The following is a 13462-nucleotide window of genomic DNA, read 5'->3' on the forward strand; positions in this document are numbered from 1 at the left end:
CGCCTCCCGCCGCACCCCTGGACCCCAGCACATGCCGACTGCCGACGACACGCCCCGCCCGACCCGCCGTGCTCTCGGCCGAGGGCCGGGGCCGCGGCACGGGGAGGCTCCCGCGACGTCCGCGGACACCCCTGCGGCTCCGCACGGGCCCCGGGAAACCCCGGCGGCCGCACAGGCCCCCGCCGGGCCCGCCGGAGACCTCACGGAGGCGGGAGCGGACACGGTCCCGCCCGCGCGGGCGAAGGCCCCCCGCGAGGCCGCCCCCCGATCCGTGCCGGTGACGGCCGACGGCGGGCCCGGCACCGCCCCGGGGCCGTCCGACGCGGCGGCCGCCGACGAGCGGCGGTTCACCGTGCGCCTGGTGAACTTCGAGGGCCCCTTCGACCTGCTGCTCCAGCTGATCTCCCGGCACAAGCTCGATGTGACCGAGGTCGCGCTGTCGAAGGTCACCGACGAGTTCATGGCGTACATCCGCGCGATGGGACCCGACTGGGACCTCGACCAGACCACCGAGTTCCTCGTCGTCGCCGCCACCCTCCTCGACCTGAAGGCCGCCCGGCTGCTGCCCACCGCCGAGGTGGAGGACGAGGCGGACCTGGCTCTCCTGGAGGCCCGGGACCTGCTCTTCGCGCGACTTCTGCAGTACCGCGCGTACAAGCGGATCGCGGAGATCTTCAGTGACCGGCTGGAGTCCGAGTCACGGCGCCACCCTCGCACCGTGGGGCTCGAGCCGCAGCACGCCGAGCTGCTGCCCGAGGTCGTGATCAGCATCGGCCCCGAGGGGTTCGCCCGGCTCGCCGTGAAGGCGATGCAGCCGAAGCCCGAGCCGCAGGTGTACGTCGACCACATCCACGCTCCGCTGGTCAGCGTGCGCGAGCAGGCGGAGATCGTGGTGGCCCGGCTGCGGGCGGAGGGCGAGATCAGCTTCCGGGCGCTCACGGAGGACGCGCGGGACACCCTCACGGTCGTGGCCCGCTTCCTGGCGCTCCTGGAGCTCTACCGGGAGAAGGCGGTCGCGCTCGACCAGGAGGAGGCGCTCGGTGACCTCCTGGTGCGCTGGGCCGGGGGTGAGGGGGCCGGACCGGTGGTCACCGACGAGTTCGACCAAGAGGTGCGCGAGCCACAGGAGGACGTACAGGCATGAGCACAGACGACGAAGGGCGCGACGCCCGGGTTGCCGGGCTCGACCTCAAGCCCGCCCTGGAGGCGGTCCTCATGGTCGTGGACGAGCCCGCCACCGAGGAACACCTCGCCAAGGTCCTCCAGCGGCCCCGCAGGGCCGTGGCGGACGCCCTGCGGGATCTGGCCGACGAGTACACCCTCCAGCGCCGTGGATTCGATCTGAGGCTGGTCGCCGGGGGCTGGCGCTTCTACACCCGTCCGGAGTACGCGGACGCGGTCGAGGGCTTCGTCCTGGACGGCCAGCACGCACGGCTCACCCAGGCGGCGCTGGAGACCCTCGCGGTGGTCGCGTACCGCCAGCCGGTCAGCCGGTCGAGGGTCTCGGCGGTACGCGGAGTGAACTGTGACGGCGTCATGCGGACCCTGCTCCAGAGGGGTCTGGTAGGGGAGGCGGGCGCGGAACCCGAAACAGGTGCGATCCTGTACAGGACGACGAACTACTTTCTGGAGCGCATGGGCCTGCGAGGCCTGGACGAGCTCCCGGAGCTCGCGCCCTTCCTCCCGGAGGCGGACGCGATCGAGGCTGAGACGCTAGAGGGTGTGCCGTCGTTCGATCCGGACGCACCGGACACCCCGGATACTCACGCAGACGACAAGACGGATTTTTGATGCGAAGCAGTGGCAGGAACAGCGGAAGCGGCAGCGGCGGCAACAGCGGCGGCGGCAGGAGTGGCGGCGGCAGGAGCGGCGGCGCAGGTGGCAGGAGCGGCGGCGCGGGCGGCAGGAACAACAGCGGCAGCGGCCGGAGCAGCAACCCGAACCCCCGGGTCTCCGGCTCCGGGCGCGACGACAAGCAGGAGCAGCGTCCCCGCAGGCCCCGCCCCGAGGAGCGCCGCTACGACGTGGGCTCCGACAAGCCGGGCGGCGACGGGGGGCCCCGCAAGGGCCGCGGCGATGCCGCGCGCGGCGGGGCCAAGGGCGGACCGAAGTCCGCACAGAACGTGAGCAAGGGCGGCCGCCGCCAGGGCGCCCCCGCCCGTCCGCGCGAGCTCGACGCCAAGATCGAGCAGCGCAACCGCGACCGGTACGCGGACAAGCCCGAGATCAGGACGCCCAAGACCCACCCGGGTGCCGAGCAGGAGGGCGAGCGACTGCAGAAGATCCTCGCCCGGGCCGGCATGGGCTCGCGGCGGGCGTGCGAGGAGCTGATCGAGCAGGCCAGGGTCGAGGTCAACGGCGAGATCGTCCTCGAACAGGGCATGCGCGTCGACCCGCAGAAGGACGAGATCAAGGTCGACGGCCTGACCGTCGCCACCCAGTCGCACCTCTTCTTCGCGCTGAACAAGCCCGCGGGCGTCGTCTCCACCATGGGCGACCCGGACGGCCGCCAGAACCTCGGCGACTACGTGAACAACCGCGAGACGCGACTGTTCCACGTCGGTCGGCTGGACACCGAGACCGAGGGGATCATCCTCCTCACCAACCACGGTGAGCTGGCCCACCGCCTGACGCACCCCAGGTACGGAGTGAAGAAGACCTACCTGGCAGCCATCCAGGGACCGCTGCCGCGCGACCTCGGCAAGCGGCTCAAGGACGGCATCCAGCTGGAGGACGGGTACGCCCGTGCCGACCACTTCCGGGTCGTCGAGAACACCGGCAAGAACTACCTGGTCGAGGTCACGCTCCACGAGGGCCGCAAGCACATCGTCCGCCGGATGCTGGCCGAGGCGGGCTTCCCGGTCGAGCGCCTGGTGCGGACGTCCTTCGGGCCGATCCCGCTGGGCGACCAGAAGTCGGGCTGGCTGCGCCGCCTGACCAACACCGAGGTCGGCATGCTGATGCGCGAGGTCGGTCTGTAACCCGCACCCCGCACCGAACGGCCCGCGGCCGGTTCCTGGTTCATCTTTTCGAACAGGAACCGGCCGCGGGCCTTTTGCATCCGCCGTTTCTTCTTTATAGTCAGAGTGACCATTAAGAAAGAGAGGGCGGCGTGACGCTCGCGGACATACTCGATCCCCTGCAGCAGCCACTGGTGACGGTCCTGGACACCCCGGTCAGCTGGACCGAGGTGCTGGGCTTCGGCAGCGGCGCGCTGTGTGTCTGGCTCGTGGCCCGCCAGCACCTCGCCAACTGGCCGATCGGCATCGCCAACAACCTGTTCTTCATCCTGCTGTTCGCCCAGTCCGGTCTGTACGCCGACGCCGGCCTGCAGATCGTCTTCATCTCCCTCGCCGCGTACGGCTGGTGGACCTGGACCCACGGGGGTGGACCAGGGACATCCGTCCTGCCGGTGCGGAGCACCACCCGCACCGAATGGGCCTGGCTGCTCGCGGCGGGGGCGGTGGGGGCCCTCGGCCTCACGCTGCTCCTGTCCCGCGCCACGGATTCGACCGTGCCGTTCTGGGACGCCCTGACCACCTCGCTGTCGCTCATGGCGACGTACGGCCAGTGCCGCAAGCGCGTCGAGTCCTGGTGGCTGTGGATCGCCGCCGACATCGTGTACATCCCGCTGTACGCGTACAAGGAGCTCTATCTGACCTCCCTGCTGTACGCCGGGTTCCTCATGCTCTGCATCGTCGGACTGCGCAGCTGGAAGCGGGACCTCGCCCCGGCCCGGCGCGAAGAGGCGGTGATGCCGGCATGAGGCGCCACGGCCACGGACTGGTCCTCGGCAAGTTCTATCCGCCGCACGCCGGACACCACCACCTCGTGCGCACCGCGCGGGACCGCTGCGAGAGGCTCACCGTCCTGGTCTGCGCCGCCTCCGTCGAATCCGTCCCGCTCGTGGACCGGGTCGCCTGGATGCGGGAGGCCCACCCCGACGTCAGGGTCGTGGGCGCAGTCGACGACATCCCCATGGACCTGAACGACGCCGCGGTCTGGGACGCGCACATGGAGGTCTTCACCGCCGCCGTGCCGGAACGGGTCGACGCCGTCTTCACCTCGGAGTCCTACGGAGAGGAACTGGCCCGCCGCTTCGGTGCCCGATCCGTCCTCGTGGACCCCGGCCGCACCCTCTTCCCCGTCTCCGGCACCGCGGTCCGCGCCGATCCCGCCGGCTGCTGGGATTTCCTGGAGCCGCCCGTCCGTGCCGCGCTCGCGCGGCGGATCGTCGTCCTGGGCGCCGAGTCCACCGGCACCACGACACTGGCCCGCGCCCTGGCCGACCACTACCGCCGGCGTGGCGGCGTATGGGCGCGGACACAGTACGTCGCCGAGTACGGGCGGGAGTTCAGCGAGGCGAAGCTCGCCGCCCTGCGCGGCCGGTGGCCCGGGGGCCAGTGGGAGGACGTCACCTTCACCACCGACGACTTCCCCCTCATCGCGGAGACCCAGAACGCCAGGGAGGAGGCCGCGGCGCGGGCCGGATCCCCGGTGCTCTTCTGCGACACCGACTCCTTCGCCACCACCGTCTGGCACGAGCGCTACATCGGCGGGCGCAACCCGCTCGTCGAGGAGACCGCAGACCGGGCCACCCACCACCTCTGGCTGCTCACCGACCACGAGGGAGTCGCCTTCGAGGACGACGGGCTGCGTGACGGCGAGGAGCTGCGGCCCTGGATGACGGATCGCTTCCGAGCCGAACTCACCCGTACGGGAAGGCGGTTCATCGAGGTCACCGGCTCCCGCGGCGAACGCCTGGCCAGGGCCGTCGCCGCCGTGGACGAGCTCGTGGCCACCGGCTGGCACTTCACCGCGCCCCTGCCGGAGCGACGATGAGCACCGCCCCGGAGGGGTACGACCCCCACGCCTTCGTCCCCTTCGCCGTCACCGTCGACCTCGCCGTCTTCACGGTCCGCGAGGCACGGCTCCACGTCCTGCTGGTGGAACGCGGCCAGGCCCCCTACAAGGGGAGCTGGGCGCTGCCCGGAGGTTTCGTCCTGCCCCGGGAATCCGCCGAGGAGGCGGCCCGCCGTGAGCTCGCCGAGGAGACCGGCCTCACGCGGACGTCCGTGCGCGCCTTCCACCTCGAACAGCTGCGCACCTACACCGATCCGGACCGCGACCCCAGGATGCGGGTCGTCTCCGTCGCGTACGCCGCGCTCGTGCCGGACCTCCCCGAGCCCCGGGGCGGTGGGGACGCCGCCCACGCGCAGTGGTGGGACGCGGGCGGCACCGGGCCGCTCGCCTTCGACCACGACCGCATCCTGGCCGACGCGCACGACCGGATCGGTGCCAGGCTCGAGTACTCCTGCCTGGCCACCGCGTTCTGCCCGGCCGAGTTCACCCTCGGAGAGCTCCAGCAGGTCTACGAGACCGTCTGGGGCGTCGAGCTGGACCGGCCCAACTTCCGGCGCAAGGTCCTCACCACGCCCGGCTTCGTCAAGGCCGTGGACGGACCGCCGCGCCGTACCGGCGGACGGGGGAAACCGGCCGCCCTCTACCGGGCGGGTGCCGCCACCGCCCTGCACCCTCCACTGCTGCGCCCGGAAGGACGCCCCGAAGGACGGACATCATGATCCCGACAAGGATTCTCACCAAACAGGCCGCCACAGGCGCGCTGACCGGGCTCGCGCTCGGTGACGCCCTGGGCTTCCCCACCGAGTTCGACAACGTCCCCGCGATCCTCGCGAAGTGCGGGCCCTGGCGTCAGATGCGACTGCCGAAGCCCGCGTTCGTCAGCGACGACACCCAGATGACGCTCGCCCTGGGCCGCGGCATCCGCACCGCCATGGACCGGGGCCTGCTCACCCCGGAGCGCCTGGTGGGCCCGGTCAGGGAGGAGTTCGTCCGCTGGTACCGCTCCCCGGACAACAACCGTGCGCCCGGCCGGACCTGCATGACCGCGTGCGGCATGCTCGAGGAGCAGCGGCCCTGGCAGGAGGCCAGCCAGACCGGCTCCAAGGGCTGCGGCGCCAACATGCGGGTCGCACCCGTCGGCCTCGTACCCGGCCTCAGCGAGGAACAGCGCTCCGGCGCCTCCCAGCTCCAGGCCGCCCTGACCCACGGCCACCCCACCGCCCTGGCCGCCTCCGACCTGATGGCCCGCGCCGTGTTCCTGCTCGCGCAGGGGGCCGAACCGATGGGCCTGGTCGGCCAACTGCGCAGCTACGCCTACGAGAACGCCGACCGCTACCCGGCGCGCTGGCTCGGTGACCTCTGGCGGTACGCCGGCGACGCCTCGCCGGAGGCGTTCATCCGGCGCGGCTGGGACGAGTGCCTGACCGCGCTGGAGAACGTCCAGGACGCCTTGCGCAGCCCCTCCCCGGAAACCGACCCGTGTGAGCGCACGGGCGACGGCTGGGTCGCCGAGGAGGCCCTCGCCACAGCCCTGCACTGCTTCCTGCTCTTCCCGGGGGATCCGGTCACCGCCCTGCGCCGGGCCGCCTGCACACGGGGCGACTCCGACTCGCTGGCCTGCCTCACGGGCGCCCTGGCGGGAGCGCACCTGGGGACGGGCGCCTGGCCGAAGGAATGGTCGGAGCGCATCGAGTACCGCAGCGACCTGCTGTCGCTGGCCGCGCTCTGGGACGCTTGATCCATGCACAGCGACACGATGCTCCTGCGCCGGGCCGGGCTGCCGGTCACCGACCTGACCCCGATACTCGCCGAGGAGCCCTGCCCGCTCCTGTTCGCCACGGTCTCGGGCGCACACCTGTACGGCTTTCCCTCGCGGGATTCGGACGTGGACCTGCGGGGGGTCCACGTCCTGCCCGCGGAGGACCTCCTCGGCCTGCGTGAGCCGGAGGAGACACGGTCACGGATGTGGGACCACGACGGGGTCGAGATGGACCTCGTCACCCACGATCTCCGTAAGTTCGTCCGGCTCATGCTGAAACCCAACGGCTACGTGCTGGAGCAGCTGTTGTCCCCGCTGGTGGTGCACACGAGCGGCCTCCACGCCGAACTGGTGGCGCTCGCACCGTCCGTGCTGACCCGCAACCACGCCCACCACTACCGCGGGTTCGCCGGGACCCAGTGGCGGCTGTTCGAGAAGACCGGCGAGCTGAAACCGCTGCTCTACACGTTCCGTGCCCTGCTCACCGGCATCCACCTGATGCGTGGCGGACCGCTCACGGCTCATCTGCCGACACTGCTCGGGGAGGTGACCGGTCCGTCGTTCCTGCCCGCGCTGATCGAGGCGAAGGCCGAGGCGGAACACGGAGCGGCGGACACCGTGGACCGTGCGGTGGCGGCGCGGGACGTGGAGGCGCTGCACGCTGTCCTCGACGACGCGCAGGCGAGGTCCCGGCTGCCCGAGACGCCCTCAGGGTTCGACGCGCTGCACGACCTCGTCGTCCGGGCCCGGTCCGACGGGCGACGGGGAACAGGGCGGGGCGCGTAGGAGTTCACCCGGCATGGCTGTCATCCACAGAACCACCATGGAACCGGGCAAGTTGCAGCTCCTCGCCGCCTGGCTCCCCACGCGGCCCTGGTACGCGGGACCGGGTGCGCCGGAACTGGTCCGTGCCGGAGGGTTCCGGCTCGACGACCCCGAGGGCGAGGTCGGGATGGAGTTCATGGTCGTCACCGACACCTCCGGTGACGCCCCCGTCGCGTACCACGTCCCGGTCACCTACCGGGGAGCACCGCTCGAGGGAGCCGACGAGGCGCTCGTCGGAACGTCCGAACACGGTGTGCTCGGGCGGCGCTGGGTGTACGACGGCGCGCACGACCCGGTCCTGGTCGCCCAGTTGCTCGCGCTGCTCCACGGGCGGGCCGTACCGCAGGCCCAGAGCCTGAGTGACACCCCCGATCCGTCCGTCGGTGTCGGCCCGGTCCCGGCCGGGCTCGTGGCGGTGGCAGCGTCCGCCACCGCCCGGGACGGGAAGCACGGCACCGACGTCGTGCTGGACACGGCGGCGGGTGAGGGGGCCCCGGCGCCGCTCACCCTCGCGGTGCGGCGCGTCCTGCTGGCGGAGGACCCCGGGGCCGGTGGCGACGACGCAGATGTCCTGGGGCACGTCACCGCCGGGTGGAGCCTGCCGGAAGGGGAGGAGATCCGCGGCCGGTTCGCCGTCCTGGCCCGCGGACCACGCTGAACCGGTCCCCGGGACCGCTGTGCCGGACCCGGGGACCGGGACCGCGGCCGCGGTTCAGCAGCCCGTCCCGCCCGCCGCCGACGCCCGCCGGGTCCGTACCAGGAAGGCCTCCACGCGCTCCCGGTCCGGCTCCGGCGGCAGCGGGGTGCGGGAGGCCGCCTCGTCGTTCTGCCCGGCCAGGCGCGTCATGCGGCGCTCCACCTCGGTCCACGGGACCTCGCCCCGTTTCACGGCCAGCAGATCCTCGCGCGCGTCCCCGACCTCGATCCGCAGCTCGCCCGTCCTCAGCAGGTCCCGGCCGGACGTCAGCAGCCGCAGCAGGTGCATGGCGTGCTTCCAGCGCGGAGCACCGTGCACACGGACGTCGGCCTCCAGCTTCCGCCGCTGGCCCAGCGCGTACCGTACGAACGTTCCGTGGGCCCGCTGTGACAGGAAGGCCCCGCGCAGGCCGAGGAGCTCACGGCCCGTGGCGTCGATCCGTTCCACCAGCGGCGAATGCAGGCATTCCAGCACATTGGGGTTCGCCCGCAGAGCCAGCTCGCAGAAGCGTTCCAGCTCCCAGGAGAACTGCTCGTCCGCCGGTCCCTCCACGTGGGCCGGCGGTTTCGTGAAGCCCCAGAACAGCGGGGTCGGCGCCAGGAAGACCCCGCGCCGGTCCGTGTCGCTGCTGTCCGTGGCAAGCCCGAAGGCGCGGGAGCCCATCACGCAGGAGTAGACGGTGTGGTCCCGCACGAGCAGCGCGCCGTCAGGGGTGATCATGCGCGCGAGGGTACGCGCTCTACCCGAGCCGGATGCTGTCGCCCTCGACGGTGATGCGCTCGGCGGGCAGCGGACGCGTCGCCGGGCCGTTCCGCACCGCGCCGTCCTCGATGCTGAACCGGCTGCCGTGGCACGCGCAGTCGATCGTGCCGTCGGTGACCGCCGCGACGACGCAGCCCGCATGGGTGCACACGGCGGAGAAGGCCCTGAACTCGCCGGCGGTCGGCTGGGTGACCACGACCTTGCGGCCCTTGAGGACCGTCCCACCGCCGGCCGGGACGTCGGAGGTCCGGGTCAGCTCCCCGCCGGAGGTCTCCGGAGGCCGCGGGGTCTTCGGGGCGGTGCTCCCGTCGCTTTCCCCGTCGCCGGACGAGCCACAGCCGGCGGTCGCCAGTGCGGCGGCGCCCGCCGTGAGAACCGTCCTTCGCCGTGCGTTCATGGCTCTCCTCGCGTGGTGGCCGATGAGAGGCATCGTGGCGCCGCGTGCCGCACGGACGAAGCAACCGGGCGGTGGGTGCGCCCGGGCGGGTGGCGGGCTCCAGGTGTCCTGTACGGTTGTCCAGGAAATATTCCTGGACGGTTGTCCAGGAAATCGACTCGCAGGAGGCCGCACGCCATGCAGACCGCCGCCCAGGTACTGGTCGCGCTCGTCGCGCTGATCCACACCTACTTCCTGGTCCTGGAGATGTTCCTCTGGGACACCCCGCGCGGCCGCAAGGCCTTCGGCACCACCGAGGAGTTCTCCGGGGCCAGCGCCACCCTGGCCGCCAACCAGGGGCTCTACAACGGGTTCATGGCCGCCGGGCTGGTCTGGAGTCTGATCGCGGGCGACCCCGTCTCCCACCAGGCGCAGATCTTCTTCCTGAGCTGCCTGATCGTCGCCGGGGTGTACGGGGCGGCCACCGTCAGCCGCAAGATCCTTTACGTCCAGGCGGCGCCGGCCGCCGTCGCCCTCGTGCTCGTCCTGTCGGCGGGCTGAGCCGCATGACGCCCGCGGTGACGGACGGCAGCGGCGACCCGCGCACCGCGCGCACCCGCGGCAGACTCCGCGAGGCGTTGCTGGATGCCTGCGCGGAGCGGCCGCTGGACCGGATCGGCGTGGCGGACGTGGCGCGCCGGGCCGGTGTCGGGCGCGCCACCTTGTACCTGCACTACGACGATCTGCGCGCCCTGGCCGTGGACGCCTGCGCCGACGTCGTACGGGAGGCCGTCGCGGCCCTGCACGCCTGGGGCCGCACACCGCCCGGCCCGGACGCACCGCCGAAGGAGCTCGCCGCCCTGTTCCACCAGATCCGCAGCCGGGCCGAGATCTACCGGAGCCTGCTCGGCCCCGGCGGCGGCCCCCTGGGGGAACTGCTGCACCAGGAGCTCCGGCAGTACAGCCTCGACGAGCTGCGCCGGCGCAGACCGGCCGGGAGCGGCCACGACCTGACCGCGAGCGCCGTCGCGGGGCTCTTCACCGGGATGCTCGCCGACTGGGTCCACGACCGGACCGACGCCACCCCGGAGCAGCTCGCCGGACGGATCTGGCGCACACTCCTCGCCGTGCACGCCGCCGCCGCGTCTCACGGACAGGGCACGGTGACCACCGGTCCCTCCGCACCTCTAGGCTGAAAGCGCACGCGGAACGACGGAACGAGGGGTACGACGTGGCGGTACGGGCAGTTCGTGGAGCCGTCCAGCTGGAGCGGGACGAAGCCGGTCACATGGGCGAGCGGGTGAGTGAACTGCTCACCGCTCTCCTGGAGCGCAACCAGATCGTCGCGGACGACCTGATCAGCGTGTGGTTCACGGCCACCCCCGACCTGCACAGCGACTTCCCCGCGGCCGCCGCCCGGGGCCTCGGCATCGTCGACGTCCCGCTGATCTGCGCCCAGGAACTCGACATCGCCGGGGCCATGCCCCGGGTGGTCCGCATAATGGCCCATGTAGAGACCTATCTCTCGAAGGCGGAGATCAGCCACGTCTACCTCGGCGCCACCGGCGCCCTCCGCAAGGACATCGCCCAGTGAGAACCGCCCTCGTCATCGGAACCGGCCTGGTCGGCACCTCCGCCGCCCTCGCCCTCGCGGGGCGCGGAGTCCAGGTGCACCTCGTCGACCGTGACCCGTCCTCGGCCCACACCGCCGCCGCACTGGGCGCCGGTACGGACGAGGCTCCCGCAGGGCCCGTCGACCTGGCGGTCGTCGCCGTCCCGCCCGCCCACACCGCGTCCGTGCTCGCCACGGTCATGCGCGACGGGGTGGCCCGCGCCTACCTCGACGTCGCCAGCGTCAAGGGTGGCCCGCGCCGTGAGCTGGAGGCGCTCGGCGTCGACCTCGCTCCGTACATCGGCACGCACCCCATGGCCGGCAAGGAGCGCTCCGGGCCCCTCGCGGCCACCGCCGACCTCTTCGAGGGCCGCCCCTGGGTGCTCACCCCGACCAGGGACACCGACACCGAGGTCCTCAACCTGGCCCTGGAGCTGGTCGCGCTCTGCAGGGCCGTCCCGGTCGTCATGGACGCCGACGCCCACGACCGCGCCGTCGCCCTGGTCTCCCACACCCCTCAGCTGATCTCATCGATGGTCGCCGCCCGGCTGGAGGAGGCCGACGAGACCGCGGTACGCCTGTGCGGGCAGGGAATCAGGGACGTCACCCGCATCGCGGCCTCCGACCCCCGGATGTGGGTGGAGATCCTCTCCGCCAACCCCGGACCCGTCGCCGACGTGCTGGCGGGCGTCGCCGCCGACCTGGACGAGACGGTCCGGGCGCTGCGCGGCCTGCAGTCCGCCGACGAGGACGAGCGCCGTACGGGCACCGAGGGCATCGAGGACGTCCTGCGCCGCGGCAACGCCGGCCGTGTCAGGGTCCCCGGCAAGCACGGGGCCGCCCCGGCGGCGTACGAGATGGTCGCCGTCCTCATCAGCGACCGGCCGGGCGAACTGGCCGCGATCTTCGCCGACGCCGGCCGGGCGGGTGTCAACATCGAGGACGTGCGCATCGAGCACGCCACCGGCCAGCAGGCGGGTCTGGTCCAGTTGATGGTCGAGCCGAGCGCCGCACCCGCACTGAGCACGGCCCTCAGCGACCGGGGCTGGTCGATCCGCCCGTGACGGCCCCCGGGGCGGGCCCCGGCGACAGGGGTGCAAAGGCGCTTCGCGCACTCGGTAACCTTGTGGGGAGGGCGCCCCGGTCTGCCCTGCCCCGCTCCGCCCGCCCCCGTGTACCAGGAAGGTGTCCACCACCGTGGAAACCGTAAGCGCCGCCGCCCGGACCGCCCCGGCCGCAGTGATCGTCGCCATCGACGGCCCCTCCGGCACAGGCAAGTCGAGCACCTCCAAGGCCGTCGCCGCCCAGCTCGGCCTGAGCTACCTGGACACCGGCGCCCAGTACCGGGCGATCACGTGGTGGATGCTGGACAACGGCATCGACGTGGCGAACGCCGCCGAGATCGCCACCGCCGCCGCCAAGCCGGTCATCGTCTCCGGCACGGACCCCTCCGCCCCGACGATCACCGTCGACGGCGAGGACGCCTCCGGCCCGATCCGCACCCAGGAGGTCACCTCCAAGGTCAGCGCCGTCAGCGCGGTCCCCGAGGTGCGCGCCCTGATCACCGAGCTGCAGCGCACCATCGCCACGGAGGCCGAGCGCGGCATCGTCGTCGAGGGCCGTGACATCGGCACCACGGTGCTGCCCGACGCCGACATCAAGATCTTCCTGACCGCGTCCCCGGAGGCGCGCGCCGCACGCCGCAGCGGTGAGGTCAAGGGCTCCGACCTGGCCGCCACGAGGGAAGCGCTGATCAAGCGGGACGCCGCCGACTCGGGCCGCAAGACCTCGCCGCTGGCCAAGGCCGACGACGCCGTCGAGGTCGACACCACCGACCTGACCCTCGCGCAGGTCATCGAGTGCGTCGTCACCCTCGTCGGGGAGAAGCAGGCCGCGAAGTGACCGGAGCCACCGCCGCGCCGACGCTGCGCGGAGCGGCCGTCGGGCGCGGGATCGGCATCGGGCTCATGTACGGGCTGTTCAGGCCCCGTGTGCTCGGAGCGTGGCGCGTCCCCACCACGGGACCCGTCATACTCGCGGTGAACCACGCGCACAACCTCGACGGACCGATGCTGATGGGCACGGCGCCCAGGCCCGTCCACTTCCTGATCAAGAAGGAGGCGTTCGTCGGCCCCCTCGACCCGTTCCTGCGCGGAATCGGGCAGCTGAAGGTGGACCGTACGACCGTCGACCGCAACGCCATCACGCAGGCACTCGGCGTGCTGGGCGACGGCGGGGTCCTCGGGATCTTCCCCGAGGGGACCAGGGGTGAGGGAGACTTCGCCTCCCTCCGTGCGGGGCTCGCGTACTTCGCGGTGCGCGGCGGGGCGCCGATCGTCCCCGTCGCGGTCCTGGGGAGCACCGAGCGCCGCGGACGGCTGGTCTCGGCCCTGCCTCCGCTGCGCAGCCGGGTCGACGTCGTCTTCGGCGATGCCTTCCAGGCCGGTGACGGCAGCGGACGGCGCACCAGGAAGGCGCTGGACGAGGCGACGCTGCGCATCCAGGGCGAGCTGACCGCCCACCTGGCGAACGCCAGGCGTCTCACCGGACGCCTGTGACACTTGAGTA

At 72.5% G+C, this 13462-nt stretch carries 17 protein-coding genes; 15 read left to right on the forward strand and 2 right to left on the reverse strand.

Annotation, left to right across the window (positions count from 1 at the left end):
- Window positions 1–31: 31 nt before the first annotated feature.
- The 9 genes from ABZ441_RS20130 to ABZ441_RS20170 all read left to right on the forward strand — a co-directional run bounded on the left by ABZ441_RS20130 (window position 32) and on the right by ABZ441_RS20170 (window position 8105).
- Window positions 32–1144 (forward strand): segregation/condensation protein A, encoded by a 1113-nt coding sequence (locus ABZ441_RS20130; RefSeq protein ID WP_358975725.1) that lies wholly within the window; start codon window positions 32–34, stop codon window positions 1142–1144.
- Complete coding sequence (scpB, locus tag ABZ441_RS20135) at window positions 1141–1791, forward strand: SMC-Scp complex subunit ScpB (RefSeq protein ID WP_358975727.1); 651 nt, start codon at window positions 1141–1143, stop codon at window positions 1789–1791. The genes ABZ441_RS20130 and scpB overlap by 4 nt, the downstream gene beginning before the upstream one ends.
- The gene (locus tag ABZ441_RS20140; protein WP_358975730.1) at window positions 1791–2981 is read left to right on the forward strand and encodes a pseudouridine synthase; all 1191 of its coding nucleotides are present in this window, start codon (window positions 1791–1793) and stop codon (window positions 2979–2981) included. The genes scpB and ABZ441_RS20140 overlap by 1 nt, the downstream gene beginning before the upstream one ends.
- 131 nt (window positions 2982–3112) lie before the next feature.
- Window positions 3113–3766, forward strand: a complete 654-nt coding sequence (gene pnuC / locus ABZ441_RS20145; protein WP_358975733.1) for a nicotinamide riboside transporter PnuC — start codon at window positions 3113–3115, stop codon at window positions 3764–3766.
- Window positions 3763–4842 (forward strand): AAA family ATPase, encoded by a 1080-nt coding sequence (locus ABZ441_RS20150; RefSeq protein ID WP_358975736.1) that lies wholly within the window; start codon window positions 3763–3765, stop codon window positions 4840–4842. Before pnuC ends, ABZ441_RS20150 begins: the two co-directional genes overlap by 4 nt.
- Window positions 4839–5582 (forward strand): NUDIX domain-containing protein, encoded by a 744-nt coding sequence (locus tag ABZ441_RS20155; RefSeq protein ID WP_358975739.1) that lies wholly within the window; start codon window positions 4839–4841, stop codon window positions 5580–5582. The genes ABZ441_RS20150 and ABZ441_RS20155 overlap by 4 nt, the downstream gene beginning before the upstream one ends.
- On the forward strand, window positions 5579–6601 hold the full coding sequence (locus tag ABZ441_RS20160; protein ID WP_358975742.1) for an ADP-ribosylglycohydrolase family protein: 1023 nt from the start codon (window positions 5579–5581) through the stop codon (window positions 6599–6601). The genes ABZ441_RS20155 and ABZ441_RS20160 overlap by 4 nt, the downstream gene beginning before the upstream one ends.
- Window positions 6602–6604: 3 nt before the next feature.
- A complete protein-coding gene (locus ABZ441_RS20165) occupies window positions 6605–7408 on the forward strand; it encodes a nucleotidyltransferase domain-containing protein (protein ID WP_358975745.1) in 804 nt (267 codons plus the stop codon).
- Window positions 7409–7421: 13 nt separating this feature from the next.
- Window positions 7422–8105 carry a 1,4-alpha-glucan branching protein gene (locus ABZ441_RS20170; RefSeq protein ID WP_358975748.1) on the forward strand — a complete coding sequence of 228 codons (684 nt, stop codon included), beginning with the start codon at window positions 7422–7424 and terminating at the stop codon, window positions 8103–8105.
- Window positions 8106–8159: 54 nt separating this feature from the next.
- Here ABZ441_RS20170 and ABZ441_RS20175 read toward each other — a convergent pair whose 3' ends face one another.
- Both ABZ441_RS20175 and ABZ441_RS20180 read right to left on the reverse strand, forming a co-directional pair.
- Window positions 8160–8864: a nucleotidyltransferase domain-containing protein gene (locus ABZ441_RS20175; RefSeq protein WP_358975750.1), complete on the reverse strand. Its 705-nt coding sequence runs from the start codon at window positions 8862–8864 to the stop codon at window positions 8160–8162.
- A 19-nt stretch (window positions 8865–8883) separates the two neighbouring features.
- Complete coding sequence (locus ABZ441_RS20180) at window positions 8884–9303, reverse strand: Rieske (2Fe-2S) protein (protein ID WP_358975752.1); 420 nt, start codon at window positions 9301–9303, stop codon at window positions 8884–8886.
- Between the two features lie 177 nt (window positions 9304–9480).
- On the opposite strand from ABZ441_RS20180, the gene ABZ441_RS20185 reads away from it, so the two are divergent.
- From ABZ441_RS20185 to ABZ441_RS20210, 6 genes are all read left to right on the forward strand, one after another.
- Window positions 9481–9843, forward strand: coding sequence for a DUF1304 domain-containing protein (locus ABZ441_RS20185; protein ID WP_358975754.1), 363 nt, complete (start codon window positions 9481–9483; stop codon window positions 9841–9843).
- Between the two features lie 5 nt (window positions 9844–9848).
- Window positions 9849–10478, forward strand: coding sequence for a TetR/AcrR family transcriptional regulator (locus tag ABZ441_RS20190; protein WP_358975757.1), 630 nt, complete (start codon window positions 9849–9851; stop codon window positions 10476–10478).
- A gap of 35 nt (window positions 10479–10513) precedes the next feature.
- Window positions 10514–10876, forward strand: coding sequence for a chorismate mutase (aroH, locus tag ABZ441_RS20195; RefSeq protein ID WP_358975760.1), 363 nt, complete (start codon window positions 10514–10516; stop codon window positions 10874–10876).
- Complete coding sequence (locus ABZ441_RS20200) at window positions 10873–11958, forward strand: prephenate dehydrogenase (RefSeq protein WP_358975763.1); 1086 nt, start codon at window positions 10873–10875, stop codon at window positions 11956–11958. The genes aroH and ABZ441_RS20200 overlap by 4 nt, the downstream gene beginning before the upstream one ends.
- A 121-nt stretch (window positions 11959–12079) precedes the next feature.
- Entirely contained in the window at window positions 12080–12796 is a 717-nt protein-coding gene (gene cmk / locus ABZ441_RS20205) for a (d)CMP kinase (RefSeq protein WP_358975766.1), read from the forward strand.
- Complete coding sequence (locus ABZ441_RS20210; protein WP_358975768.1) at window positions 12793–13452, forward strand: lysophospholipid acyltransferase family protein; 660 nt, start codon at window positions 12793–12795, stop codon at window positions 13450–13452. The genes cmk and ABZ441_RS20210 overlap by 4 nt, the downstream gene beginning before the upstream one ends.
- The last annotated feature ends 10 nt before the right edge of the window (window positions 13453–13462 follow it).

It is taken from the genome of Streptomyces sp. NPDC005752 (assembly GCF_040630715.1).
GTDB lineage: Bacteria > Actinomycetota > Actinomycetes > Streptomycetales > Streptomycetaceae > Streptomyces.